Here is a 25162-nt window from a genome sequence, read left to right as displayed (position 1 = left end):
TTCAGGCATGGCAGGGGTAGGGAGTTGGCGCGAGGCGGTCACGCCGACCGGGGTGAGTGGTGGATCAGTCGGTGACCGGGCGCGGCTTCACGAGCGGGACCGGGGCCTCGATGGGTCCTACGGGCACCTCGGGCCGGAAGGGCTTGAGTGCGGCCAGTTCGGGGACCAGGTGCGCGGAGGTGCGGCAGATCTCGGCGGCGTCGCCGAGGGAGAGGTACGGGGTGCGGATGCGGGACCAGCCGCCGGAGGTGTCACCGGCGACGGCGAGACCGGGCCGTTCGGGGGCGATGCCGCAGGCAGCCGTGACGGCTTCCGGGGCGATGTCGCCGAGCGCCATTTTGGCGGAGGCTTCGTCGTTGACGCGGTGGCAGACGCGGCCGGTGAGCTGGGCCCGGAGCATGGTGGCGCCCTTGCCGAGTTCGGCGCCGAAGCGCTGGCCGCAGACCTCCAGGTAGATGCCGGCGGCGCGGCCGAGCTGGGCGAGGCGGATGAGCTGGGTGACCATCTCGTCGCGCCGTTCCTCGTCCTTCTTCGTGGCGACGAGGAAGAGTTCGGCGATCTCGTCGACGAACAGCACGATCGGCGTGGGGCGTTCGCCCTCGGGCAGGCCCCAGATGTCGGAGGTGATCTCCTCCTCGGGAGTGCTCGGGGCGATGCCCTGCCGGGCCTTGATCAGGTCGTATCGGTCCTCCATTTCCTGGACGAGTGCGGGCAGCAGCTCGGCTGCCTGCTCCGGGTCGGTAGCGAGGGCCGAGAGCCGTGACGCGAACGGCGCCAGCTCCACGCCCCGCTTGCAGTCGATGCCGACCAGGGCGACCGGCTGCCGGGCGAGTCCGGTGATCAGGTGGCGCAGGTACATGGACTTGCCGGACAGCGTGGCGCCGAGGGTGAGTTGGTGCGGGATGGTGCGGTAGTCGCGGACGAAGGGAGTGGCGTCCTCGCGCAGTGCGACCGGGATGCGCAGGTGCCCGCCGCCGACCTTGCGGGGCATCCGTACGCGCCGCAGGACGTCGAAGCCGATGAGCCGCAGTTCGACGACACCGGGCTTGATAGTGGAGACGTACACGGCGTGCACGCCCCAGGCGTGCCGGAGCCGTTCGGCCGAGGCGGCGACGTCGGCGGGTTCCTGGCCCGGGGCGAGCCGGAGCCGAATCCGCAGCCCGGTCGAGGTGGGCCGGATGAGGCCCCGGCGTGGCGGAACGGGCCGTACTTCCCGCCGAGTGGTGGCCCTGACCGCGAGGATCCGCAGCCGGGACGGCGCCACGGTCAGCCCGCACGCCTCCATGACCGAGCCGTACGAACCGAGCAGCCGGGCCGTCGATATCGGCAGGCCGACCGTGGACCAGTACACGCCCGGGTGCTTGGCCCGGGTGTAGGCGGTCCCGCCGCCGAGTGCGGCGAGGGGACCACCCACCTCCAGGAGTGTCGTCACATCGGACATCAGGCGGCGGCCTCGGTGTCGGTTCCGGTGGCGGCCGGGAAGGCGGCCGGGGTGACAGCGGCGGCGCGGAAGGCGATCCCGTGCCGCTGCTGCCCGTTGAACACGCTCTCCCACGGCCGGGCGACCAGCCCCGGCAGCGAGACCGGCGATCCCAGCGCCAGCCCCTCGGACACCCCGCTCTCCGGGAGGGTGACCTTGAACAGCGACGACTCGCCGTCCTCGATGTGGACGACGCCGATCGTCATGAGTGCTTCCCCGCTGACGGCGTCCTTGGCGATCTCGCCGGTCTGCCGGTCGCGGACCTTCTTCTCGGGAGCCTCGGTCAGCAGGATCGTCGCGGCCGAGGTCTCAACACGGATGGTACGCAAGGAACTTCCCCTATCTACTCGTCTATACATGTAGCGTCCTGCGAACCCGATGCCGGGAACGCGTGGACCACTATGCATCACAACTTGCCCACTCGTCTATACGAGTAAGCGTGTTGGGGTGTACGAGTCCGGGAATCGCCCCCGCGCACCACCGCAAACCATGACGATCAGGTCGCCGGAAGCTGGTACGACAGCACGTATGCGTCAGCCGCCATCACCGTGTCGCAGACTTCAACGGCCCGACCCTCACCGTCGAAGGCGGTCCGGACGAGGTGGATGACCGGCACACCGGAGGCCAGCCGGAGGGTCTTCACCTCGGCGGGCGAGGGCATCCGGGCGCGGATCTCCTCCTCAAAGTGGTCGAGACGGTGGCCCAGTTCTTCGAGGCGGGCGTAGATACCGCCAGGCCCGGGGTTGGGCTCGGCGATCTGCGTGCCGCGCGCGATGTCGAGAGGCAGGAAGGAGGTGGCGAACTCGACCGGCCGCCCATCCAGCAGATACCGCCGCCGCCGGGCCAGCACCCGCCGCACGGACCCGAGCCGGGCGGAGACGTCGGGACTGGCCTTCTCCTCCTTGACCTCAAGCGAGTCGACCTGCGGGTGACTGCCGGCGGCGTCGGCCTCCACGATGAAGGCGGACTTGCCCTGCTCCCGGTGCCGCCTGGCGAACCGGTCGGAGGCAAGGCGCCGCACGGGCGGCCGGGGCCGGACGAAGACACCCTTGCCGTGCTCGGCGTGCACGAGCCCTTCCCCCTGAAGGATGGAGAAGGAGTTGCGAACCGTCATACGGGATACCCCGTAGTGATCGACAAGGTCGGCTTCCGAGGGCAGCTTGTCGCCCTCACGGAATCGCCCACGGTCGATGGCCTCGCGCAGCTGGTCGGCGATCTGCCGGAAGACCGCACGATCGCTCGTGGGGTCCAGGTCGCCGAGGAGGCCGGAAGGAAGAGGGCTCACGCGCATACTCCTTTAGGTATCTAGACGTGTGGGCGAGTCTTGTTGCTACGGTGGAGAGCCTAGCCAGCCGAGAGGGCCGAGGAACGTGAGCACCGACCGTCCGCACTCCGTGAGCGTTGCCGGAGTGATCGTCGACGCCCAGAACCGGGCCCTCCTGATCCAGCGCCGCGACAACGGCAAGTGGGAGCCACCGGGCGGCGTCCTCGAACCCGAGGAGACCATCCCCGAGGCCCTTCAGCGCGAAGTCCTCGAAGAGACCGGCATCAAGATCGCACTTCCTGCGACCCTGACCGGCGTCTACAAGAACATGACGGGCCTGATCGTCTCGCTCGTCTTCCGCTGCGAGGCCGCCGACGGCGTGCCCACGACCGGCGACGAGACCCGCGCCCTGCGCTGGGCCACCCGTGAAGAAGTCTCCGACCTTGCCGACGAGGCATACGCGATCCGCGTCCTGGACGCACTCGACGCGGCGTCCCCGCCGGCCATTCGCGCCCACGACGGCGTGAAACTCGTCTAGCCCGAACCCGCTGCACATGGCGGCCTACCAGCATGAAGGAACTTGTATGCACGAGTATACGAGTACAGCCCGGGTCTGGGGCCTCTCTTGCCCAGGATTTCCGGAAGAGGTCAGCCGAGCCCGCCGCTGGACCCGCGACATCCTGCGCGGCTCGCCCTTAGCGGAGGACGCCGAACTGATCGTGAGCGAACTGAGCGCGAACGCGATCCTGCACACGGCCAGCGGACGGGAACGCGGCAGCTTCTACCTAGCCGTGGCGGTATCGCCACAGGTGATCGCCCTGTCGGTCACAGACGAGGGAGGTACGGGCACAGCCCCGAAGGCCGAGCACCAGGACCAGGACCAGGAGGCGGAGGCGGAGAACGGCCGGGGTCTGGGCATGGTCAGCGTCATCGCACACCGGGTCGTGGTCTACGACGGCGACAACGGCCACACGGTCACCGCGGAGCTCTTCGCGGGCCAGCGCCGGGGAGGCCACCCATGCTGATGGACAAGCCACGGCGGGGCTACTGGTGCGAGTGCTGGACCGAAGACCTCGCCGCCGACGAGACGCGGCCGGCACTTCGAGCCTCCTTCGACGCCTACAGTGCTGCCCAGGCAGACCGATGGATCGCGGTAGCACTCCGCACCCTGTCACCGGCACTCGATGCTGATGCCTCCCAGGAGGCATGGGCGTGGTTGTACGACGGCCGCGTAGCAACGAGGACAGCACTCATGCGCGCGGAGCCGTGCGAGGTCTCAGTCACCCAGGCCAGCACTCGCATCGCCTGGACGATCCGCCCCGTGCTCTTCCTTCCGCTCGCACACCGTCAAGGGGGCGAACTTCCAGCCTGCGCATACGACTTCAAGCCCCACGCGACCGTGTCTAGTCCCAGGTGATGTTTGACGTTCTGGTCCCAGCTGTTGCTTGACGGTGGGCCTAGACAACATCGGAAACCTTGTGGGGCTTGTTCGCCTTCACGTGGCGGACGGGTATGTCGGTGGTGCGTTGGATGACGCGGACCTGGCCGTCCAGCTCGACTGTGAGGGTCGATTCCGCCACGTGCACGGTGATGGTCCGGCCTGCGTAGGGGCGGCCGAGGGAGACGACCTGGCGGCAGACCATGACCGTGCCGACCGCGCTGACCCGCCGCTGGACCCGCACGGGCTCGACGCCCGGACGCGGCGGCGGTCCGGCCGGACGCAGGCCCCGCAGCCTGCGGACTTCCTCGCTGGTCAGCGGGTTGGGCCGCACCCGCAGCAGCTCCCGTGAGGTGAGGTCGAAGAACGACAGCGTCTCGCCGTCGATGCGGATGCCGACCTGGCGGCCGCCCAGGATCTCCGCCGCCAGCACCTGGCGCCCGCCCAGACCGACCAGGCCACTGTTGTTCACCACCCGGTCCACCTCGAACGCCGCCCCGTCACCGCCCGGAAGCGGGGCCGGCCCCGCCGGACGTCCGCCCCGGGCCGCCAGCCGGCCCAGATCCGCCACCGACAGGTGCGACCGCACGGTCTTGATCCGCGCCCCCGCGATCAGCAGATGGATCACCTGCGTGTCGGCCCAGAACGTCACCGTCAGCCCCGAGCGGGCCGGACCCAGCCAGAACTGCTTGCCCGCGACCTGCAGATTCCCACTCGCAGGCACCACCCGCTCGAGCTCCACCGGCCCACCGGACTCCACCGGCACCGCTGCCGGGACCACCTCAGGCAGGACGGCCAGAGCCTCGCAGGCTTCAGCCCGAGCCGGCCCCGGCACCGGGGCCGGGTCCGGGTCCGGGTCCGGGTCCGCTGGGGGTGTCCGCTGCTGCGGCACCAGCGCCAGCACTCCAGGGAGCTTCAGGCCCAGGACGTCCCGCTCCTGCTCGGCAACCGGGACGAACCGCCCTGCTGGAGACTGCATGTCCAGCGCCTGATGCGGCCGCGAGGAGTTGTACTCCTCCACCCAACGATCCAGTGCTACCTGAGCCGCCCCGATGCTCTCGAACGCGCCACAGTCGTCCAGGAGTTCACGCCGCAGTGTCTGATGGAACCGCTCCACCTTGCCCGTCGTGGTCGGCGACGCCGGCTGGGTCAGCCGATGCGCGATCCCGTTCTCCCGGCAGATCCGGTCGAACAACACCTCACCGCCCTGCCCGAACCGGTCGGTGAACTGCTTGCCGTTGTCGGTCAGCACCTCCTCCGGCACCCCGAACCTCTGCAAGGCCCGGGCGAACGCCGAACAGACCGCCCGCCCCGTCGCCCGCTCGACCACCGACGCGATCACGCAGTACCGAGAGTGATCGTCCACACCGGTCACGACCTTCGCCTCTGACAGCTCGCCGGTGACCGGGTTGACCAGCATCACCCCGCCGACGATGTCCATCTGCCACAACTGCATCGGACGGTCCCGCTGCCAGCGCTTGTAATCCGACCGCTTCCGACGCCGCACCCCCGGCTCCACCAGCCCGTGACGGACCAGGACCCGATACACCGTCATCCGCGACGGCACCGGCGTGACCGTCCCGGACCGCTCCAGGACATGAGCGATCCGCCGCGGACCCCACTTCGGGTGCTTGCGCCGCAGCTCGCACACGGCCGCTTCGACCTCGGCAGATGCCTGATGCGGACACGAGGCCGGCCTGCGGGAACGGTCCGCCAACCCGGCCAGCCCTGAAGCCTCATACCTCGACTTCCAGCCGCTGACCGTCTGCCGGGACACCCCAAGCTGAGCGGCGACCTCCGTCACCGTCGCACCCGCCAGCACCGCAAGCACAGCCCGGTATCTCTGCTCGACAACCGACAACTCCACCAGCGCCAATCCCGGCCTCCCCACACACGCCGCAACGACGCGCACAGAGGAAAAGCCGAACACGGCCACTGTCAACCATCAGCTGGGACCGAAGTGTCAAGCATCTACCGGGACCGGACAAAGCCCCACGCGACCGACTGAGTTACAACTTTCTCTACTGGTTCAAGGCGGCTCGCTCCGCTCACCGCGCGCGGCCCGGCCCCCGGCCGGGCCTGCGCTCCAGCCTCCGTCCCGCTCCAGCCCGGCCGACGTCCGTGCCGCGCTCACAGCAATCAGCCACCTGATGCCAGAGAAGGGGTACGTCGTGGCTGGGGCGGTCGGCTCCACGGCTTTACGGAGCCACTTTGGCGCGAGCCTCGAAGATCATGGCCCCAACGTCGTGCTTTACCGGGCAGGTCCACAGACTGCCCGACGCGCCGCAAGCTTACGGGGCCATGATCACTCGCGCCAAAGCAGCGCCACCCCAAAGCCGCTCCACCGACCTGTTTGTCGGGTGTCGACTGTCAGCTGAATCTCTTCACAAGGGCTGCAACTTTCCTGAAATCGGTGATTTCTTCTGTAGAAGAACCTTGCCGGACAAATACTCGATCCCCGCAATAGGAAAGATCATTTTGGCCGGGGATCAAGACTCTGATGACCGAGAGACCCTTGTACTCGATTGTGTCCACACCACTCATGATTTGGGTAACCAATGGTTCACTGATCGGCTGCTGAGCGAGTCTCGCCACGAAGCGTTGCACGTAAGCGTCTAGCGAGACTTTAAGAATCTTCGCTTCCCTGTCTACGCCTACCACGTGATGCTGGCCGACTTTCATCGAGGTCACAGAATCGAGTGTTTCGATTCTCTTTGCATCGGCCTCCTTATCGGCAACCCCTACGAACAGATACCCCTCGTGGCCTCGTTGCACATTAGCGATCCCGCAAATTGTCTCAGCCAGCCGCTCAAATAGTGCATCGTCCCATTTCCTGCGATTATCCAGCCTGAGAACCCCTTGCTTGAACTCGTATCGACTGGTTTCAATCCTGGATCTACGCAACGAGTTCTCGAAATCCAGAGCCAAACCTGGACCGTGACCAAAGACAGGTGGCACCTTATCCACAAAGTGCCTCTGGATAAGCCCCGTAATTGTATCAATGTTAGAAGTGCGCTCTTCAGCTGAAGTGTAGTGTCGTGCGCTCTTGAGGCGAGGCCCCACATTCTTGAGAGCAGCCACAATGGCCGCACTATCGGCAGGCGACTTCTGTTGACGAACAATAAGCTCAAAGAAAGCCATGAAAATCGCATAGAATGGCGTCCGGATAGGATTTCCGCTTCCTGGGCGAACCAAATTTCTGAGACCATTTGGACCGGGAAGTTGGGAGTCGATGACCTCCGTCAGCACGGAGAATGTCGACTGGATCTCCTCCTGCAACCGACGACTACCGTAAGCTGCGAGAGTTCTTTCGATACGCTTATGCTTGTCGCTCTGCGAGTCATAAATCTCGTCGAACTCTTCTTTACTGGCAGGAAAAGGGCTTCCAAGCAAGATGGAAGCTGCAACGTCTGCCACCATTTGTTCGTCGTCACCTTCTCGCAGTTGCTTCACATTGAGAATTCCATGCCGGATCCATACCGTGTCTTCTGCACGAACCCCGTACTGCTGCTTCTCGCGAGATGATTCAATGGAAATACTGGGCATGTCATGCAGGAGAAGTACGTCATCGGAAACGTCGCCTCTCAGAGAGCTTGCAACTGTTCGCACCAGCTCCGAAAGCGGGTTAAGCATTCCGGCCTGCCGCTTTTCCTGAGCACTCAACTGGCGACCATTTGAGTTAATCCGACTGAATACGTCTGTGATTTGCCCCTCGGTCTGAGTCGGAAAGATAGTAACAGCCAGCTGGTAATCGAGCAGATTCGCGCACTTGTCGGCGGGGAGCAGGGTCTCGGCTTCGGCCGGCTTGAAAGCTTTAGCATCAGCCGCCTGACGTGCCCGAGCACTCTGACCTAGATCAAAATGCATGCCGTTGTACTCGAACTTCTGCTCAATGAAGGAAAAGATGGCATCCAGGCGCTGCATGCCGTCGATGATCTCGTACTTTCCACTTCCGTGAATCTCCGGCCTTTCAGCAAGAAGAATCAGAGGAATTGGATATCCGTCCAGAATGCTGTCGATTAGGAGCTGCTTTTCAGCTACAGACCAAACAAGCTTTCGCTGGTACCGTCGATTCACCAGGAGTGAATCGTCCCTGAAAAGCCGATACGCTTCCTGGACACTCATGCCTCGAGGGGTAATGGAAACGTGGACTTCAGTTGACAAGATCCGCTCCCTTACGTGTGCGATGCTCAGTCCACACAGCTTGGCACGTCCGGGACTACTGTGTCTGGGTTTGTGCAACGAATGGGCTGGCAGATCCCCACCTGCTCGCGGGCCGCGTCCCCCAAGCCATCGCGGTCTGTGGGGCGCCCGTGCCAGACCCGTGCCAGACCCTACGGGGAACCACGGGGAACAGCGGGGACTCGACCCGGGCGCGACCAAGGCTCCAACGCCACTCCGCCGCAGGTCAGCCCAGCAATCGCCCGGAAGCAACCCCAGCTTCCCAAACTGATGGAGTGAGGCAGGAGAAGCCAAGAGCGAGGCGGGGGAACCGCTGTGGGTGATTCAGGCGTTTTGCCTTCAAGGTGGAGGGGTTTCTACCCTGGTGTTCTTTCGGAGCCGCGTGGGTCGGGGGTTCAAGTGGGTGCTGAAATTGTGCAGTTGGTCGAGCAGGCGGGCCCGGCGGTGACGGCCGCGGTGGGCGCATACGGGGCGGCAGTTCTGACTAGGGCGCAGGATGCTGCTGTGGAGGCGACGGTGGGTCTGGGGCAGCGGATCCTGCAGCTGCTCTGGCGGCGCGGGGACGAGGCGGGCCGGACAGAGCTGGAACGGGTCGTGGGCGAGGCCGCCGACGAGCAGGACGACACCTACTCCACGGCGGTGCTGGGCCGGCTGCTGAGGCGCGTATTGCAGGAAGATTCCGGACTGCGCGAGGAACTGTCGGCCATGCTGCCCGCCCCGGCCGCGGGCACCGTCACCATCACGGCATCAGGTGAGCGGGCGATCGCCGCGCAGCACATCGGCACCGCGATCACCGGCGATGGCCACACCTCGCCACGGTCGTGAGCGCGGACGGGGCCACGTCCGGGCCGTGGATCAAGGCGGTCGCAGAGCGCTCGATAGCCGCCCAGCAGATCGGCAACGCCTTCACGGGTGATGTTGTACTGACAGCTGAGGCGTTGCAGGCAGCAGAGCGAGTCACTGCGGCACCAGGCACCTCGAACCTGCCTCCGTCGCCCCTGTGCCTGGGTCGTGAGGAAGAACTGGCCTGGCTGCATCGCACCCTGATCGATCAGTGCGAGGGTGCGATCACCCAAAGCGGGACCGTGCACGGCCTGGGCGGGATCGGCAAGAGCACGCTCGCCCTCCACTACGCCCACCGTCACCGCGGTGACTACACCCTGATCTGGTGGATCAACGCCGCCTCACCCGACGAGATCGAAACCTCCCTGGCCAGCCTCACCCAGACTCTGGTTCCTGGCTGGGCCACGACGGCCGTACGCGGGGCGCAGGTGGCTTGGGCACGGCAGTGGCTGGCCTGGCATCCCGGATGGTTGCTGGTCTACGACAACGTCGACGATCCCGACGACCTCGCCCCCTATACCGGGGCACTCCACCAGGGGCACCATCTGGCCACCAGCCGTCGTACCACCGGCTGGCCCGACACTGCCCCCACCTTGGCCATGGGCACCCTCCACCCGGACGACGCAACGAACCTGTTGTGCCGTCTTGTCTTCAAGGCCACCACCCCCACCGCACGCCAGCGGGCCGATGCCCAGACTCTTGCCGCTGACCTGGGATACCTTCCCCTGGCGATCAAGCAGGCCGGCGCCTATCTCGCCCAAAACCGTGGCATCAGCCTCGACGCCTACCGCCGACGCCTGGGCACCAAACTCGCCAAGACCGCCCACGGCCTTGACGCCGAACGCACCATCGCCCGCATCTGGAACGTCACCCTCCAGGTCCTGGAGCAGGAGAATCCGCTGGCCGTTCGGGTGCTACACACCGCCGCTTGGCTCGCCTCCGAAAGCATCCCCCATACCCTGCTCACCCCGCCCAGCACCGACCCGGAGGACATCTCCGAAGCCATCGGCACCCTGGCCGCCTACAGCATGGTCACCACCACCGACACCAGCCTCAGCATCCACCGCCTGGTCCAAACCGTCCTGCGGACACCCCGACCCAGCGACAACCCGCAACGGCCCCGGCACCTCCAAGGACGCGACAGCGCCGAACAGGCAGTCCTTCACAGCCTGGCCCCGCCTCCCGGCCAGGACAGCACCACCGACAGTCAGTGGGACATCCTCACCCCGCACCTCATCACCCTCGCTGCCACAACCCCGCCCGGACACCACAACGCCCCGCTTACCGACGCGTACAACACCACCGCCAACCGCCTCCACCACCAAGGCCACACCGCCCGCACCATCCCCCTCCTGGGGGCTGTCCTTGCTCAGCGTGAGCAGGTTCTGGGCGACACCCACCCCGACACCCTCGTCAGCCGCAACAATCTCGCCGGCGCCTACGAGTCGGCAGGGGACCTGGAACGGGCGATCTCCCTGTACGAGAAAACACTCGCCCAGCGCGAGCAGGTCCTGGGCCACACCCACCCGCACACCCTGGCCAGCCGCAACAACCTCGCCAGTGCCTACCAGGCAGCGGGGGACCTGAGACGGGCAATCCCGCTGCACGAGAAAGCACTCGCCCAGCGCGAGCAGGTTCTGGGCGACGCCCACCCCGACGCCCTCATCAGCCGCAACAACCTCGCCCATGCCTACCAGGCAGCGGGGGACCTGAGACGGGCAATCTCTCTACTGGAGGCTGTCCTCGCCCAGCGCGAGCAGGTCCTGGGTGACACCCACCCCGAGACCCTGGCCAGCCGCAACAACCTCGCCTACGTCTACGAGTCGGCGGGCAACCTAAGACGGGCGATCCCCCTGCTGGAGACCACCCTTGCTCAGCGCGAGCAGGTTCTGGGCGACACCCACCCGCACACCCTGGCCAGCCGCAACAACCTCGCCAGTGCCTACCAGGCAGCGGGGGACCTGAGACGGGCAATCCCGCTGCACGAGAAAGCACTCGCCCAGCGCGAGCAGGTCCTGGGCGACACCCACCCCGACACCTTGCAAAGCCGCAACAACGTCGCTGGCGCCTACCAGGTAGCGGGGGACCTGGAACGGGCAATCCCGCTGCACGAGAAAGCACTCGCCCAGCGCGAGCAGGTTCTGGGCGACACCCACCCGCACACCCTCGTCAGCCGCAACAATCTCGCCGGCGCCTACGAGTCGGCAGGGGACCTGGAACGGGCGATCTCCCTGTACGAGAAAGCACTCGCCCAGCGCGAGCAGGTCCTGGGCCACACCCACCCGCACACCCTGGCCAGCCGCAGCAACCTCGCCGGCGCGTACCAGGTAGCGGGGGACCTGGAACGGGCGATCTCCCTGTACGAGACCACGCTCGCCCAGTGCGAGCAGGTGCTGGGCGACGGCCACCCGAGCACCCTCGTCAGCCGCAACAACCTCGCCTACGCGTATCGGGCGGCGGGGGACCTGGAACGGGCGATCTCCCTGTACGAGACCACGCTCGCCCAGTGCGAGCAGGTCCTGGGCCACACCCACCCGCACACCATGATCAGCCGAACCAACCTCGCTGCCGCCCGCGCTGTACAGCAGAAAAACACAGCAACCTCAGCAACTGACTACGACCGACAACCACCCTCACGAACCGAATAGCAACCTCTATGGCCCTGGTTGACCGATCTCTCTAGAGCTACGGATCAGAAGGTTGCAGGTTCGAATCCTGCCGAGTGCACACAGGTGAGAGGCCCCGCAGGGATGCGGGGCCTCTTGCGTTTCGGGGGTGTGGGAGTGGTTCTCCCGCGGGGCGTCAGTTGTTCGGCTCCGGGGTCCAGCGGTCCGGTCCTACCCCGCGCCAGTCGATCCACGGTGCGGTCGGGATCTCGGAAGGGTCGATGTCCAGGCCGGCCCGGCGGAGGAACTCGGCGACGTCGGTCGCGTTGTGGGCGAGGCCCAGGGTTTCACCGTCCACGCGTACGCGTCGGCCGCCCCTGGGTGACGGGGGGTTGACGATCACGTGGTGTTCGTTCATGCGTTCGATTTAACCATTGTGAGCGGGACCGGTCGAGGCGAGGGTTGTCCTGTGTCGTCAAGGCGAGTGCGTGGCGACGGGTCTTGATCGGATGTCGGCTCGTATCGTCGACGCTGGAATGGGCGATAAGAAGACGCTGGAGTCGGCCGATAAGAAGGAGACTCGCGCGGTTCGGCGCGCGGCCACTGTTCGTCTTGGGCGCCCCTGCTCGTCCGGCGGTGGCGCGCATCCGATCCGGGCCGAACCGTGATGGGCCCTGCGCAGGTGAGAGGCCCCGGACGGGTCCGGGGCCTCTCCATGGCTACGTAACGCTGATCCCGTTGACGGTCAATCGCATTCTGAGCCGACGTGATTGGCTTGGCCGCCTGGATTGCCCTCGCCGTTGATGGCGTTGCCCAGGAGGCCGTTGAGAAGCCCGACCTGGCCCAGGACGTCGAGGTTCAAGTCGTGGGACCTGCATCCGCCGCCGTGTCCGGCGTGCGCGCTCTGGGCGCTGGCGGTGCCGGTGCCTATGAAGCCGACGAGAGCGATGACGGCGGCTGCGACAGCCGCCTTGGGGAGCTTGCGCATTTCTCCTCCTTGGGTTGGGTCGAGCGCACCGTCGAAAGATCCACTTCACAAAGATCCACTCTGCGCTCATTTCGGAGGCTAGTCCGATATGTTCCAGGGCGCTCTCCGAGACTGCCATCCGTGCTTCGGGGCTCGGCCAGTTGGCTCTCGGAGCGAGGAGAAGGGCGTGGAGGAGAGGGCCGACGGTGCGTGGCGTGCCGTCAGGCGTAGGTCCAGCGCCAAGCGTTCGAGCGGTAGACGCACTTGATCGCCGCACCGCCGGCGGTGGTCGTGACGGCCCCGTGGTCGCTGTTGCGGCAGAACTGTCCCGCCGAATAGCAGTTGCCCGCGTTGGAGACGATCGAGCACGTGCCGGTGCTGCCCCGGCTTCCGCTGCTGCTGCCTCCGCTGCCGCTGTAGGTGCCCGCCGCCTTCGCGGTGACCGTTCGTGTGACGGTGACCGTGGGTCGGGGCTTCGGCTTCGCGGTGACGGTCTCGGTGACCGTCGGCCCCGGTTCGGGTGTGGCCGTCACCGTCGCGGTGACCGTCGTCGCCGGCCTGGCCTTGGTCGCGGCGGGCTGCTGGCCTCCGCCGCAGCCGGTCACGGCGAGTATCAGGCTCGCCACCAGCAGCCCCGCGCCACCGAATCTCGCTCTGTCCATCTCGTCCCCCCTGGTGATGACAGTGGACTGACGGTAGTGCCAGGGAGGGTGGCATGTGGAGAGCGTGTGAAATAGGTGTGATCTATCTGTGATTTTGCTGGTCGGTGAGGCGCGGCTGGGCCGCCCGGCCGCGTGAGGGCTACGCCGCCTCGGCCAGGCGACGGAACGCCTGTGTGGTGCGCGGGTGGGCGATCTCGTCCAGGACGTGACGCCACTCGGGGTCGGCAAGGCCCGGGTGGGCCGTGTCCCAGGCGGTCAGAAAGGGAGTCAGTTCGCTCTCATCGGCGGCTGTGACCTGGTTGTTCGCCGCGAGGCCCGGCCGGGAGGACGGCTGTGGCTCCATGGGCGGTTTCCTGGTCGGCTTCATCGGCGTCTCCCTTCGGAGGGTGTCGTCGCGAGTCGTCGCGAGTAGTCGCGTGTATCGGTCCGTCGGTTCTGGTCGTTTCCACAGTGCCCCCACGCCTCTCCGGCACCATGAGGCGTCCTGCGGGATCGGGCTACTGCCGACCGTACTCGCAGGGGGCCGCACTCCCCTCGGGCCCCCTCGGACTCCGTCGAGCTCCCTCGGGCTCCCTGAGACTGCTCCGGGAACCGGCGCGTCCGCTCACCGCCCGTCGATGTCAGTGCCGCCCTCTAGTCTCGACAGCGATGGCACAGGCATGGAAGTGCTCGGGGCTGTGGTGGTCGGCGGGCGGTCCCGTGCTGGCGTGGGACGGCGGGCACCGCAGCGCGCTGGCCCGGGGGAAACGGGTGGCCTTCGCGGTCGCGGACGGGGGTGTGCGGACATGTGTGGGAGCGCGGGGGCACGCGTGCCCGGTGCGGGCGGTCGTGCCGGGCCGGAGCACGGGCGGGCGGTGCGAGGAGTGTGCGCGGCTGGACCGGGCGCACTCCGTGGCCGCCGACACGATCGCGGACGACCCGCGGCCGTACCACGTATATCTGGCGTGGTTCGGGCCCGGCATGGTCAAGGTCGGGATCACGGCCGAGGAGCGGGGCTCGGCGCGGCTGCTGGAGCAGGGCGCCGTCTGCTTCAGCTGGCTCGGCCTGGGTCCGCTGATGGCCGCCCGGCGCACGGAGGAGCTGCTGCGCGCCGCGCTCCGGGTGCCGGACCGGATCCCGTACGCCGAGAAGCGGGCGGTGCGCTCCCGGCTGCCGGAGTCCGCGGCGGAGCGGGCGGCCGAGGTCGAGGCGCTGCACGCGCGGGCCGTGGCGCTGGCCCGGTGGCCCGAGTCACTGACGCGGACGCCGTGTGAGGTCGTCGACCACGCCGGGGTGTTCGGGCTCGCCGGGCTGCCCGGCGCCGCGGGGGAGGTGACCGAGCTGGTCGCCGGCGGCGGGATGAGCGGGGAGCTGCTCGCGGCGGCCGGGCCGGATCTGCATCTCGCGGCCGGGGGCCGGGTTGTCGTGCTGGACACCCGCCTGATGACCGGGTGGGAGATCGGGCCGGCCGTGGGTGAGGATGGATGCACCCTGCCGGTGCGGGGGCTCAGGGAGGTGGCGGGAGTTCAGGACGGCCTGTTCTGAAGCGGGCGCGGGTTCGAGAGGGCGTATGACGCAGACAGCGGAGGTCCGAGAGGTCCGTGGGTTCTGGGAGCGGCTCGGCCTGCCCGGGCTCGTCGACGTGCACACGCATTTCATGCCGGAGCGCGTGCTGCGCAAGGTCTGGGACTACTTCGACTCGCTGGGCCCGCTGACCGGCGGCGTCGAGTGGCCGATCACCTACCGCGGGGAGGAGGCGGAACGGCTCGCGAGGCTGCGGGAGTTCGGCGTACGCGGCTTCACCGCCATGGTCTACCCGCACAAGGCCGGCATGGCCCAGTGGCTCAACGGCTGGGCGGCCGACTTCGCCCGCCGTACGCCCGACTGTCTGCACACCTCCACCCTCTTCCCGGAGCCGGGGGTCGAGGCGTACGTGCGGGAGGCCGTGGAGGCGGGCGCGCGGGTGTTCAAGGCGCATGTGCAGGTGGGGGCGTACGACCCGGCGAGCGAACTGCTCGATCCGGCCTGGGGGCTGCTCGCCGAGGCGGGGATCCCGGTCGTCATCCACTGCGGTTCCGGGCCCGCGCCCGGCAAGCACACCGGCCCCGAGCCGATCGCGCGCGTGCTGGCCCGGCATCCACGGCTGCGGCTGGTGATCGCGCACATGGGGATGCCGGAGTACGAGGACTTCCTCGACCTCGCCGAGCGGTACGGGCAGGTGCGGCTGGACACGACGATGGCGTTCACCGACTTCAGCGAGCGGCTCGCGCCGTTCCCGAGACGCGCCCTGCCCCGTCTCCGCGCCCTCGGCGACCGCGTGCTGCTGGGCAGCGACTTCCCCAACATCCCGTATCCGTACGTCCATCAACTGCACGCCCTGGAGTGGCTGGGGCTCGGGGAGGAGTGGCTGCGGGCCGTCTGCCACGACAACGGGGCACGGCTGTTCGGGCTGTGAGGGACGCACAGGCGGGCTCTACGGCCTGATCACCCCGGCCCGTCGGATGGTGGATGAAGCCGTCGGATGGTGGGCGGCCCGTCGGATGGTGGATGAAGCCGTCGGATGGTGGGCGGCCCGTCGGATGGTGGATGAAGCCGTCGGATGGTGGGTGGAGCGTCGGATGGTGGGCGGCCCGTCGGATGGTGGGTGGAGCGTCACATGAGGGATGAAGCCCTCGGATGGTGGATGAAGCCGCTGGATGACGGGTGAGGCCAGCCCGTCGGATGACGGGTGGAGCTCGTGCGACGGGCACCCGGCAGAGCTCCCCGGGGGCTCGACGGGCACCCGGCAGAGCTCCCCGGGGGCCCCGGGGAGCTTCCCAGGGGCTCCCTGAGAGGCCCCTGTGCGTTTCTCAGGCAAATCACAGGTTGCCGAAAGGGCGTTCTCAGAGCGTCCCTACAGGGTTTCCACCATGACCACGACCTCGCCCCAGGGGCGCACCGAACTGCTGAGGCCGGACGGGAGCCCCGTCCGGGTGCTTGTGGTGGACGACGAGCAGTCGATCACCGAGCTGCTGTCCATGGCGCTTCGCTATGAGGGATGGCAGATCCGGAGCGCGGGTGATGGCACGGGCGCCATCCAGACCGCGCGGGAGTTCCGGCCGGACGCCGTCGTTCTCGACATGATGCTGCCCGACATGGACGGCCTCGCCGTCCTCGGGCGGCTGCGCCGCGAGCTTCCGGACGTGCCCGTGCTCTTCCTCACCGCCAAGGACGCGGTCGAGGACCGTATCGCCGGACTCACCGCAGGCGGCGACGACTACGTCACCAAGCCCTTCTCCCTCGAGGAGGTCGTCGCGCGGCTGCGTGGTCTCATCCGCCGTTCCGGGGCCGCCGACCGGCGTTCCGACTCCGTGCTGGTCGTCGGCGACCTCACCCTCGACGAGGACAGCCACGAGGTGTCGCGGGCCGGGCAGAACATCCACCTCACCGCCACCGAGTTCGAGCTGCTGCGCTTCCTGATGCGCAATCCGCGGCGCGTGCTCAGCAAGGCGCAGATACTCGACCGCGTGTGGTCCTACGACTTCGGCGGTCAGGCCAACGTGGTCGAGCTCTACATCTCGTATCTGCGCCGGAAGATCGACGCCGGCCGGGAGCCGATGATCCACACCCGGCGTGGTGCCGGTTACCTGATCAAGCCCGCCGTGTCATGAGCGGACGGCGACGACCGCGTACGCAGAAGCGACGCGCGGGCCAGCCGCGCACCCTGCGGGCGCGGCTCGTCGTCGCGTCCGTGGTGCTGATCGCCGTCGTCTGCGCGGTGATCGGGACGGTGACGACGCTGGCGTTGCGCTCGCACCTGTACGCCCAGCTGGACGGGCAGCTGCGTGAGGCCACGGCCCGTGCGTCGGGGGACTTCAAGCCTCCGGACCTGGGCAAGGACCGGGACCCGCGGGGCCACGCCGGTCAGACTCCCCCCTCGAGGACGACGGACCTCGGCAGCTTCGTCGAACACGGTCCACAGCCCAGCGGCACGGTCGCGGCCACCGTCGTCAAGGGCAAGGTCACCGACGGCAAGGTCGGCAAGAAGTCCCGAGCCACCTTCGAGATGAGCGCCGAGGACCTCACCGACGCGCAGAAGGCCGCGCTCGACGAGGTCTCCCGGGACGGCGCTCCGCACACCGTGGGGCTGCCGGGACTGGGCAGCTACCGCGTCGAGTACCGGAGCGGCTACTACGTCGGCCTTCCCACGCAGGAGACCGACAGCACCATCAACACCCTCATCCTCGTCGAAGTCAGCGTCACCGCCGCGGGCCTGGGCGCGGCCGTCATCGCCGGATACGTACTCGTCGGTGTCGCCACCCGTCCGCTGCGCCGGGTCGCCGCCACGGCGACCCGGGTATCCGAACTCCCGCTGCACACCGGCGAGGTGAACCTCAGCGAGCGGGTCCCCGAGTCCGAGACCGACCCGCACACCGAGGTGGGCCGGGTCGGTGCCGCGCTCAACCGCATGCTGGACCACGTCCACGGCGCCCTGCACGCACGTCAGCAGAGCGAGACGCGGGTACGGCAGTTCGTCGCGGACGCCAGCCACGAGCTCAGGACGCCGCTCGCCTCCATCCGTGGGTACGCCGAGCTGACCAGACGCGGCAGTGAGCAGGTCGGCCCCGACACCCGGCACGCCCTGGGCCGTATCGAGTCCGAGGCGGGGCGCATGACGCTGCTCGTCGAGGACCTGCTGCTGCTGGCGCGGCTGGACGCCGGACGGCCGCTGCAGTTCGAGCAGACCGACCTGATCCCGCTGGTCGTCGACACCGTCAGCGACTCGCGCGCGGCCGGCATGGACCACAACTGGCGTCTCGACCTGCCCGACGAGCCCGCGCCGGTCAGTGCCGACGCGGCCCGCCTTCAGCAGGTGCTGGTCAACCTGCTCGGCAACGCCCGCAAGCACACCCCGCCCGGCACGACCGTCACCGCACGCGTGCGGCGACGCGGCCCGTGGATGTGCGTCGACGTGGCGGACAACGGCCCGGGCATCCCGCCCGAACTGCTGCCGCACGTCTTCGAGCGGTTCGCGCGCGGCGACTCGGCACGTTCGCGCGCGACCGGCTCCACGGGCCTGGGACTGGCGATCGTGCAGGCGGTGGCCGGCGCGCACGGCGGTGCCGTGACCGTGGACAGCGTCCCGGGAAGCACCGTGTTCACCGTGTATCTGCCGGCGCTCGCCCCGGCCCTGCCGCACCCGGTTCTGCCGCACCCGGTCCTGCCGCACCTGGCCCCGCCGCACCCGGCCCCGCCCCGGCCGGCCCCCGGAATGAACTGGCAACCGCACTCACAGGCACAGCACAGTGCCACCACATGGGTGCGACAGGGGGCTTGACCAGAGTCGTTCGTATGCGAACCGACTCTTCTCCCGGCACCCTGCCGGCGCGGGAGCACCTCCCGGCCGGCGACGCCGGTACACCCGTCCTGGATGTAGTGATCCCCGTCTACAACGAGGAGAAGGACCTCCGGCCGTGTGTGCTGAGACTGCACGAGCACCTCAGGCGCACGTTCCCGTACGCGTTCCGCGTCACGATCGCGGACAACGCGTCGACCGACACCACCCCGCTGGTGGCGCGGCGGCTGGCGGCGGAGATCACCGAGGTCTCCCACTTCCGTCTGGAGCAGAAGGGCCGGGGCCGCGCGCTGCGGACGGTGTGGTCCGCATCCGAGGCGCCGATCCTCGCCTACATGGACGTGGACCTGTCGACCGACCTCAACGCGCTGCTGCCGCTGGTGGCCCCGCTGATCTCGGGCCACTCGGACCTGGCGATCGGCTCCCGGCTGGCCCGCTCCTCCCGTGTGGTGCGCGGTCCCAAGCGGGAGTTGATCAGCCGGGCGTACAACCTCATCCTGCGCGGCTCGCTGCAGGCCCGCTTCTCCGACGCGCAGTGCGGCTTCAAGGCGATCCGGCGCGAGGTCGCCCGGGTGCTGCTGCCGCTGGTCGAGGACTCCGGCTGGTTCTTCGACACGGAGATGCTGGTCCTCGCCGAGCGGGCGGGCCTGAGGATCCACGAAGTGCCGGTCGACTGGGTCGACGATCCGGACTCGACCGTCCACATCGTGAGGACGGCGACCGAGGACCTCAAGGGGGTGTGGCGGGTGGGCAGGGCCCTGGCCACCGGCTCGCTGCCGCTGGAGCGGATCACCCGGCCGTTCGGCGACGACCCGCGCGACCGCGACCTCCAGGACGTACCGAAGGGGCTGGCCCGCCAGCTCGTCGGATTCTGTGTCGTCGGCGGTCTGTCGACCCTGTTCTACCTGCTCCTCTACAGCGTCTTCCGGCAGTTCGGCGGCTCGCAGATCGCCAACGCGCTCGCGCTGCTGGTCTCGGCCGTCGCGAACACGGCCGCCAACCGGCGCCTGACCTTCGGGGTGCGCGGCCGCGGCGGGGCCGTCCGCCACCAGGCTCAGGGCCTCGTCGTCTTCGGCATCGGCCTCGCGCTGACCAGCGGATCGCTCGCCGCCCTGAACACGGCGACGTCCGACCCCGCGCACTCCACCGAACTGGCGGTCCTGGTCGCCGCCAACCTCGCGGCGACGGTCCTGCGCTTCCTGCTCTTCCGCGCGTGGGTCTTCCCCGACCGCGCCGAGGGCGGGTCGCCCACCGTGGTGGCCGCGCACACCCCGTCCTCGCCGACCTACAGCACGGCGCCGCACCCGCCGCACCCGCAGCACCGGCCGCAGCCGTACGGGCAGCGGACCCCGCAGCAGCTCCCGCAGCCCCCGCTGCCGCAGCGCCCGGTGGCGTACCCGGGCGCTCACCAGCACGAGACGTCCCCGGTCCGCGCCGGTGAAGCCGCGGACCGCGGCTGGGAGGACGCCACCATGCACCTGCAGCCGGTACGCCCGACCGAGACCGATCAGAGGGACCCCCGATGACGACGCGCCACGACCCGACGGTCCACCAGGACGGGACGGTCCATTACGACGGGACGGCCCGCCCCGACCCGACGGTCCATTACGACGGGACGGCCCGCCCCGACCCGACGGTCCATTACGACGGGACGGCCCGCCCCGACCCGACGGTCCATTACGACGGGACGGCCCGCCCCGACCCGACGGTCCATTACGACGGGACGGCCCACCCCGGCCCGACGGCCCACTACGACCGCACGTCCCACGAGGCAGGACCCGCGGCGTCCTCCTGGGGCCCGCCTCCCGCGGCCCCGCCCCGGGCGGTCGGCTCGGCGAGGGCCGCGGAGCCCGGGCCCCTCACCGAGCCCGCGCCCCCCGAGGAACCGGCGCCCCCCGCGGCCCCCCGGGCGGACGAGCCGAAGCGGCCCTTCCCGCGACGGCTGCTGCGCGGCCGGCCCGAGGACCCCCGCTGGGTGCGTCCGGCCTTCCTCGGCCTGCTGGCCGCCACCCTCCTGAGCTACCTGTACGACCTGAGCGCCTCCGGCTACGCCAACTCCTTCTACTCGGCGGCCGTCCAGGCCGGCAGCAGGTCCTGGAAGGCGTTCTTCTTCGGCTCGCTGGACGCGGGCAACGCCATCACCGTCGACAAACCCCCGGCCTCCCTGTGGCCGATGGAGCTGTCGGTCCGCCTCTTCGGCCTCAACTCGTGGGCGATCCTGGTCCCCGAGGTCCTGATGGGCGTCGCTACGGTCGCCGTCGTGTACGCGGGTGTACGGCGCCGGTTCAGCCCCGAAGCCGGCCTGATCGCGGGCGCGGTGCTGGCGCTCACCCCGGTCGCGGCGCTGATGTTCCGCTTCAACAACCCGGACGCGATGCTGGCGCTGCTGATGGCCGTCGCCTGCTACCTGGTGGTCCGCGCGGTCGAGGACGGCCGTACGAAGTGGCTGGTGTGGGCGGGCGTCGCGATCGGCTTCGCGTTCCTCGCCAAGACCCTCCAGGCCTTCCTGATCCTGCCGCCGCTCGCGATCGTCCACGCGGTCTGCGCGCCGGTGCCGGTGAAGAGGCGGCTCGGCCAACTGGCCGCCGCCACCGGCGCCCTGATTCTCTCCGGCGGCTGGTGGGTGGCGATCGTCGAGCTGTGGCCGGCCTCCTCCCGTCCCTACATCGGCGGCTCGCAGAACAACAGCTTCCTCGAACTGACCTTCGGCTACAACGGGTTCGGCCGTCTGAGCGGCGACGAGACCGGCAGCGTCGGTGGCGGCGGTGGCGGCACCGGTTCGGGCATGTGGGGCGAGACCGGCTGGGACCGGATGTTCAACTCCGAGATCGGCGGCCAGATCTCCTGGCTGCTGCCGGCCGCGCTGATCCTCCTCGCCGGAGGTCTGGTGGCCACCCGGAAGCTGGGGCGGACGTCCGCGACCCGCGCATCGTTCCTGGTCTGGGGCGGCTCACTGCTGATGACCATGGTCGTCTTCAGCTACATGGCGGGCATCTTCCACCAGTACTACACGGTGGCGCTCGCGCCCTACCTCGCGGCCGTGACCGGCATGGGCTCCGCGCTCCTGTGGGAGAAGCGGCGAGAGACCTGGGCCTCGCTCACCCTCGCGGCAGCGGTCGTGGCGAGCGCCGCGTGGGGTTACGTCCTGCTCAACCGCACCTCGGGCTATCTGCCCTGGCTGAAGTACCCGGTCCTGATCGGCGGCCTGGCCGCCGCGCTCGGTCTGATCTTCGCGGGCCGCCTCGGCCGCCGGCTCGCCCTCGGGGCGGCTGCGGCGGGCCTCGCGGCCTCCCTGGCCGGCCCGACCGCGTACACCCTCAGCACCCTCCAGCAGGGACACACCGGCTCGATCGTGACGGCCGGCCCGGCCGGCGCGAGCGTGATGGGCGGCCGCGGAGGCCCCGGCGGGGGCGGCGGCCCGCGCGGCGGCTTCGGCGGCGGCCTGCCGGGCCGGAACGGCCAGAACCAGCAGGGGCAGCCCAACGGCACCGGCGGCACCCAGAACGGCAACGGTTTCCCGGGCGGCGGCCTGCCGGGCCGGAACGGCCGTACCCGGCAGGGTGCCCCCGACGGAGGCATGGGCGGCGGCGGTGCCGGCGGCCTGCTGAACGGCGCGAGCGTCAGCTCGCAGGCCAGGAAGCTGCTGACGGAGGACTCCTCCGGGTACACCTGGGTCGCCGCGGCCATCGGCGCCCAGAACGCGGCGAGTTACCAGCTCTCCACCGGAGACCCGGTGATGGCGATCGGCGGCTTCAACGGCACCGACCCGTCCCCGACACTGGCCCAGTTCAAGACCTATGTGGCGGAAGGAAAGATCCACTACTTCATCTCGTCCGGCACCGGCGGCGGCATGGGCGGCAGCAGCAGCGGCAGTTCCTCGCAGATCACGTCCTGGGTCGAGCAGAACTTCAAGAAGGTGACGGCCGGTTCGGCCACCTTCTACGACCTGACGCAGAAGGCGAGCGGCTGACGCGGGGCGGGCGCGACAGGCGGGACAGGCAGGAAAGGCGGAACAGGTAGGGAAAACGCAGGAAAACGCAGAAAACGCAGAAAACGCAGGAAGACGCATGCCGTACGCCGTGCAGCACCCGCTGTGCGGCGTACGGCATGACGGCGTTCCGGGGGCCGCGGTGATGGGTACCGGCACGGGCGGGATTCCTCCGACGGGCTGTCGACGGCGTTGCCGCGCGGGCCGGAGCGGGCAGACTCGGATGTGGTGGTCGGCCTAGCATCTCGATCATTGAGGTCGGACACCGAGGTCGGACCGTCCAGGAAGGTGCGCCAATGGTGAGGGCAGCCGAGCGTGCGGCGCGTACCAGTGTATGGCTGGAGGGCAAGGTCCGCCGGGGCGGTCGCGGCGGTCAGCCGTCGGGCCTCGACCGGGACCGGATCACCGAGGTGACCGTCCGGCTCCTGGACGCCGACGGGCTGGCCGGATTCTCGATGCGCCGGCTGGCCGCCGAGCTGAACGTCACCGCGATGTCCGTCTACTGGTACGTCGACACCAAGGACGACCTGCTCGAACTCGCCCTGGACGCGGCCTTCGGCGAGCTGGGCCTGCCCGACCCGGACGCCGACGAGGACTGGCGCGACCAGCTGCGCGCGCTGGCGGGCGAGTACCGCTCCCTGCTGGTCCGCCACCCGTGGCTGTCCCCGCTGGCCGGCACCTTCCTGAACATCGGCCCGAACGCGCTGGCGTTCTCCCGGGTCGTCCGGCACGTCGTCCGCAAGACGGGCCTGCCCGTGCACGGCCTGTCCGGCGCCCTGTCGGCGGTCTTCCAGTTCGTCTACGGCTTCGGCACGATCGAGGGCCACTTCATCACCCGCTGCGCGAGCGCCGGCATGAGCCAGGACGAGTACTTCCAGCACGCCATGAGCGCGGTGAACCGGGCACCCGGGGCCGCCGCGATCGTCCGGCAGAACGCCGACATCGTGGCCGCCCGCGGCGGCGGCACGGTGCAGGAGATGCGCGAGCGGGACTTCGCCTTCGCCCTGGACCTGCTGGTCGCGGGCATCGAGGCGATGGTGGCCCGCGGTTGACTACTGCTCGGGGGCCAGCCGCGCCGGGAACCCGCCCGTGGCCACCGGCCCCCACTTCACCGGCGTGACCCGGATGATCGACTTGCCCTGCTTGACCATCGCCTCGCGGTACTCGTCCCAGTCCGGGTGCTCGCCGGAGATGTTCCGGAAGTACTCCACCAGGGGTTCGACGGACTCCGGCGCGTCGATGACCTCCGCGGTCCCGTCGATCTGGACCCACGGTCCGTTCCACTCGTCGCTCAGCACGACGACGCTGACCCGCTCGTCCCGCTTGGCGTTGCGGGTCTTGGCGCGCTCCGGGTAGGTCGAGACGACGATCCGCCCCGAGTCGTCCACGCCGCAGGTCAGCGGCGACGCCTGCGGGCTGCCGTCGGCCCGCCGGGTCAGCAGGAGGGCGCGGTGCCGGGGCCGTACGAAGTCGAGCAGCTCGTCGCGGGAGACGGTCGTGTTCGTAGCGATGTTGGGTGCCATGCCGTCAGCCTAGGCGCCCGGCCCCCGCTCGGCCTGCCACTGCCGTGCCTACGCCTGGGGCAGGGACTCCCCCTGCACCGCCTGGACGTCCAGCTCCACCTTCAGGGTCGTGCCGATGGCCGCGATGCCCGCCTGCACGACCTGGTTGTAGGACATGGCGAAGTCCTCGCGGCGCAGCTCGGTCGTCGCGCGGAAGGCGGCGCGGGTGCCGCCCCACGGGTCCGGGCCCGTGCCGAGGTAGGCCAGGTCCAGGTCCACCGGCCGTACGACCCCGTGCAGGGTCAGCTCGCCGTGCACGGTCCAGCGGTCGGAGCCGGCCGCCGTCAGGCCCGTGGACCGGTAGGTGATCTCGGGGTACTTCTCGACGTCCAGGAAGTCCGGCGAGCGCAGGTGGCCGTCGCGCATGCCGTTGCCCGTGTCGATGGAGGACGCCCGGATGACCGCCTCCACGCGGGACTTCTCCACCTCGTCCGGGGCGATCTCGATGCGCGCGGCGAAGTCGGTGAAGCGGCCGTGCACGCTGGAGATGCCCAGGTGCTGGGCGACCGCGGCCACGGACGAGTGCGCCGGGTCGACGGTCCACGGCCCGGGCGGCGGCAGCTCCGTACCGCCCTGCCGGGCCAGCGTCACCGCCCCGAGCTCGGCGCGTCCGCTCGCCGTGACGAGGGCGCTGGAGGCGACGGGCGCGTAGCCGACGGCCGTGACGATGACGGTGTACGCCCCCGGGGCGAGCGCGGTCGCGTCCCGTACGGCACCCTCGGCGTCCGCCGCGGCGCGCAGCACCTGCGTGCCGGTCATGTCGGTCACCGTGACGACCGCGTGCGACACGGCCCATCCGTCCCGCGTACGGATCTTCGCGGTCAGTCCCATCCCGTTTTCTCCCTGCAAGTGTTTC

At 69.2% G+C, this 25162-nt stretch carries 23 protein-coding genes; 12 read left to right on the top strand and 11 right to left on the bottom strand.

The genetic code is table 11. The annotated features are described in order from the left end of the window. Nucleotides 1–64: 64 nt before the first annotated feature. The 3 genes from ACJ9NR_RS19500 to ACJ9NR_RS19490 all read right to left on the bottom strand — a co-directional run bounded on the left by ACJ9NR_RS19500 (nt 65) and on the right by ACJ9NR_RS19490 (nt 2765). Nucleotides 65–1441: an FtsK/SpoIIIE domain-containing protein gene (locus ACJ9NR_RS19500; RefSeq protein ID WP_412493849.1), complete on the bottom strand. Its 1377-nt coding sequence runs from the start codon at nt 1439–1441 to the stop codon at nt 65–67. After that, complete coding sequence (locus tag ACJ9NR_RS19495; protein ID WP_412493848.1) at nt 1441–1809, bottom strand: SCO3933 family regulatory protein; 369 nt, start codon at nt 1807–1809, stop codon at nt 1441–1443. The genes ACJ9NR_RS19500 and ACJ9NR_RS19495 overlap by 1 nt, the downstream gene beginning before the upstream one ends. A 167-nt stretch (nt 1810–1976) precedes the next feature. After that, the gene (locus ACJ9NR_RS19490; RefSeq protein WP_412493847.1) at nt 1977–2765 is read right to left on the bottom strand and encodes a GntR family transcriptional regulator; all 789 of its coding nucleotides are present in this window, start codon (nt 2763–2765) and stop codon (nt 1977–1979) included. 109 nt (nt 2766–2874) lie between these two features. On the opposite strand from ACJ9NR_RS19490, the gene ACJ9NR_RS19485 reads away from it, so the two are divergent. From ACJ9NR_RS19485 to ACJ9NR_RS19475, 3 genes are read left to right on the top strand one after another with little or no spacing between them, the layout of a single operon-like run. Further along, a complete protein-coding gene (locus ACJ9NR_RS19485; protein WP_242710167.1) occupies nt 2875–3282 on the top strand; it encodes an NUDIX hydrolase in 408 nt (135 codons plus the stop codon). Nucleotides 3283–3328: 46 nt separating this feature from the next. Then, nucleotides 3329–3769 (top strand): ATP-binding protein, encoded by a 441-nt coding sequence (locus ACJ9NR_RS19480; RefSeq protein WP_412493846.1) that lies wholly within the window; start codon nt 3329–3331, stop codon nt 3767–3769. Further along, on the top strand, nt 3763–4161 hold the full coding sequence (locus ACJ9NR_RS19475) for a hypothetical protein (RefSeq protein WP_412493845.1): 399 nt from the start codon (nt 3763–3765) through the stop codon (nt 4159–4161). Before ACJ9NR_RS19480 ends, ACJ9NR_RS19475 begins: the two co-directional genes overlap by 7 nt. Before the next feature lie 40 nt (nt 4162–4201). Here the strand turns inward: ACJ9NR_RS19475 and ACJ9NR_RS19470 are convergent, their stop codons facing one another. After that, nucleotides 4202–6043, bottom strand: a complete 1842-nt coding sequence (locus tag ACJ9NR_RS19470; RefSeq protein ID WP_412494098.1) for an IS481 family transposase — start codon at nt 6041–6043, stop codon at nt 4202–4204. Nucleotides 6044–6552: 509 nt separating this feature from the next. After that, nucleotides 6553–8307 carry a GmrSD restriction endonuclease domain-containing protein gene (locus tag ACJ9NR_RS19465; RefSeq protein ID WP_412493844.1) on the bottom strand — a complete coding sequence of 585 codons (1755 nt, stop codon included), beginning with the start codon at nt 8305–8307 and terminating at the stop codon, nt 6553–6555. 561 nt (nt 8308–8868) lie between these two features. Between ACJ9NR_RS19465 and ACJ9NR_RS19460 the strand changes: the two genes are divergently transcribed. Both ACJ9NR_RS19460 and ACJ9NR_RS19455 read left to right on the top strand, forming a co-directional pair. Further along, nucleotides 8869–9189, top strand: a complete 321-nt coding sequence (locus ACJ9NR_RS19460) for a hypothetical protein (protein ID WP_412493843.1) — start codon at nt 8869–8871, stop codon at nt 9187–9189. 446 nt (nt 9190–9635) lie between these two features. Then, nucleotides 9636–11855, top strand: coding sequence for a tetratricopeptide repeat protein (locus tag ACJ9NR_RS19455; RefSeq protein WP_491074823.1), 2220 nt, complete (start codon nt 9636–9638; stop codon nt 11853–11855). Nucleotides 11856–12009: 154 nt separating this feature from the next. Here ACJ9NR_RS19455 and ACJ9NR_RS19450 read toward each other — a convergent pair whose 3' ends face one another. The 4 genes from ACJ9NR_RS19450 to ACJ9NR_RS19435 form a co-directional block, all read right to left on the bottom strand. Then, nucleotides 12010–12231 carry a hypothetical protein gene (locus ACJ9NR_RS19450; protein ID WP_412493841.1) on the bottom strand — a complete coding sequence of 74 codons (222 nt, stop codon included), beginning with the start codon at nt 12229–12231 and terminating at the stop codon, nt 12010–12012. A 327-nt stretch (nt 12232–12558) separates the two neighbouring features. Continuing rightward, complete coding sequence (locus tag ACJ9NR_RS19445; protein ID WP_412493840.1) at nt 12559–12801, bottom strand: hypothetical protein; 243 nt, start codon at nt 12799–12801, stop codon at nt 12559–12561. A 200-nt stretch (nt 12802–13001) separates the two neighbouring features. Then, the gene (locus ACJ9NR_RS19440; RefSeq protein ID WP_412493839.1) at nt 13002–13442 is read right to left on the bottom strand and encodes a hypothetical protein; all 441 of its coding nucleotides are present in this window, start codon (nt 13440–13442) and stop codon (nt 13002–13004) included. A gap of 139 nt (nt 13443–13581) precedes the next feature. Next, a complete protein-coding gene (locus ACJ9NR_RS19435; protein ID WP_412512731.1) occupies nt 13582–13785 on the bottom strand; it encodes a hypothetical protein in 204 nt (67 codons plus the stop codon). A gap of 305 nt (nt 13786–14090) precedes the next feature. On the opposite strand from ACJ9NR_RS19435, the gene ACJ9NR_RS19430 reads away from it, so the two are divergent. From ACJ9NR_RS19430 to ACJ9NR_RS19400, 7 genes are all read left to right on the top strand, one after another. Further along, nucleotides 14091–14966 carry a DUF2797 domain-containing protein gene (locus tag ACJ9NR_RS19430; protein ID WP_412493837.1) on the top strand — a complete coding sequence of 292 codons (876 nt, stop codon included), beginning with the start codon at nt 14091–14093 and terminating at the stop codon, nt 14964–14966. Between the two features lie 25 nt (nt 14967–14991). Beyond that, nucleotides 14992–15876: an amidohydrolase family protein gene (locus ACJ9NR_RS19425; RefSeq protein WP_412493836.1), complete on the top strand. Its 885-nt coding sequence runs from the start codon at nt 14992–14994 to the stop codon at nt 15874–15876. Nucleotides 15877–16330: 454 nt separating this feature from the next. After that, nucleotides 16331–17071, top strand: coding sequence for a response regulator transcription factor (locus ACJ9NR_RS19420; RefSeq protein WP_412493835.1), 741 nt, complete (start codon nt 16331–16333; stop codon nt 17069–17071). Then, the gene (locus tag ACJ9NR_RS19415) at nt 17068–18738 is read left to right on the top strand and encodes a sensor histidine kinase (RefSeq protein ID WP_412493834.1); all 1671 of its coding nucleotides are present in this window, start codon (nt 17068–17070) and stop codon (nt 18736–18738) included. Before ACJ9NR_RS19420 ends, ACJ9NR_RS19415 begins: the two co-directional genes overlap by 4 nt. A 14-nt stretch (nt 18739–18752) precedes the next feature. Then, nucleotides 18753–20282, top strand: coding sequence for a bifunctional glycosyltransferase family 2/GtrA family protein (locus tag ACJ9NR_RS19410; RefSeq protein ID WP_412493833.1), 1530 nt, complete (start codon nt 18753–18755; stop codon nt 20280–20282). Then, complete coding sequence (locus ACJ9NR_RS19405; RefSeq protein ID WP_412493832.1) at nt 20279–22726, top strand: ArnT family glycosyltransferase; 2448 nt, start codon at nt 20279–20281, stop codon at nt 22724–22726. The genes ACJ9NR_RS19410 and ACJ9NR_RS19405 overlap by 4 nt, the downstream gene beginning before the upstream one ends. Nucleotides 22727–23040: 314 nt before the next feature. Then, nucleotides 23041–23796, top strand: coding sequence for a TetR/AcrR family transcriptional regulator (locus tag ACJ9NR_RS19400; RefSeq protein ID WP_412493831.1), 756 nt, complete (start codon nt 23041–23043; stop codon nt 23794–23796). Here the strand turns inward: ACJ9NR_RS19400 and ACJ9NR_RS19395 are convergent, their stop codons facing one another. Together ACJ9NR_RS19395 and ACJ9NR_RS19390 are read right to left on the bottom strand one after the other, a co-directional pair. Next, nucleotides 23797–24267, bottom strand: coding sequence for a PPOX class F420-dependent oxidoreductase (locus ACJ9NR_RS19395; RefSeq protein ID WP_412493830.1), 471 nt, complete (start codon nt 24265–24267; stop codon nt 23797–23799). Between the two features lie 48 nt (nt 24268–24315). Further along, on the bottom strand, nt 24316–25137 hold the full coding sequence (locus tag ACJ9NR_RS19390; protein WP_412493829.1) for a YceI family protein: 822 nt from the start codon (nt 25135–25137) through the stop codon (nt 24316–24318). Nucleotides 25138–25162 lie beyond the last annotated feature (25 nt).

Source organism: Streptomyces sediminimaris (assembly GCF_047049295.1).
GTDB lineage: Bacteria > Actinomycetota > Actinomycetes > Streptomycetales > Streptomycetaceae > Streptomyces > Streptomyces sediminimaris.
This window is presented reverse-complemented; position numbering and strand designations above follow the sequence as displayed.